The organism is Vibrio sp. 1557, from assembly GCF_033340175.1.
Classification (GTDB): Bacteria; Pseudomonadota; Gammaproteobacteria; order Enterobacterales; family Vibrionaceae; genus Vibrio; species Vibrio alginolyticus.
Genome location: NZ_JAWOVZ010000193.1, coordinates 1 through 1202 on the forward strand (window position 1 = coordinate 1; position 1202 = coordinate 1202).

Below are 1202 nucleotides of genomic sequence, written 5' to 3' on the forward strand. Positions count from 1 at the left end.
ACATATGTATTTCGTCTCTAGGTATTCATCGAGCCCTTGTTTCGCGCCTTCACGCCCAACACCTGACTCTTTAATACCACCAAATGGCGCAACTTCTGTCGAGATAATACCTTCGTTCACACCAACCATTCCGTATTCCAAGCCTTCAGTGAACTTGATAATTCGTTTAAGGCTATCGGTATAGAAATAACAAGCTAAGCCATACTCAGTATCATTGGCCATTGCTAACACTTGTTCATCATCTTCAAATGTTAATACGGGTAATACTGGCCCAAACAACTCTTGCTGCACGATAGCCATGCCTTGATCGACATTATCCAAAATTACAGGCTCCATAAAGCGCCCTGCGAGCTTTTGAGGACGGTTAGCAATTGTAGCCCCCTCTTGTAACGCCTGATCAATAACAGCCTCCAGACGATGCTTAGAAGCCATGGTGATCACTGGCCCAACTGTCACACCAGACTCCAAGCCATTCCCAACATTTAGCTCCATCATTTTCGCGAGCACTTTTTCCATAAAGCGCTCTTTGACATTTTGATGTACATATAAACGGTTTGTACACACGCACGTTTGCCCTGCATTACGGAACTTGGACGCGATAAGCCCATTAGCAGCTGATTCCAAATCAGCATCCTCAAAAACAATAAACGGAGCGTTACCTCCAAGTTCCATCGATACCGCTTTAACAGTTTCACTAGCCTGCTTCATCAAAATTTTGCCGACGCGAGTCGAACCCGTAAATGAAATCTTCTTGATCCTAGGATCCATCGATAACACCTGACCAAACTCAGCAGCCTGTTCAGAAATAACAACAGGTAAAAGCGGCTTAGGGATACCAGCCTGATACGCAAGTTCAACAACCGCTAGTGCGGTCAGAGGGGTCAACTCGGACGGTTTGATGATCATCCCACACCCAGCAGCTAACGCAGGTGCCGCTTTTCGTGTGATCATAGCAATAGGGAAATTCCACGGTGTAATCGCAGCACACACGCCTACAGGCTGTTTAATTGTAGATAAACGCCTATCTACAGCAGGAGCTGGGATAACTTCGCCATAAGCTCGTTTAGCCTCTTCTGCAAACCACTCTACAAAAGATGCCCCGTAGCTCACTTCCCCGCGGCTTTCAGACAATGGCTTACCCTGTTCCAACGTAATAATGGTCGCTATATCTTCAGCGTGTTCCATCAACAATTGATGCCAGT

Annotated in this window: 1 protein-coding gene; it reads right to left on the reverse strand. The window is 46.2% G+C overall.

Annotated features, from left to right (window positions below; translation table 11 throughout):
* A partial coding sequence (locus tag R7070_RS25785; RefSeq protein WP_318141461.1) for an NAD-dependent succinate-semialdehyde dehydrogenase occupies positions 1-1202 on the reverse strand: 1202 nt, incomplete at both ends.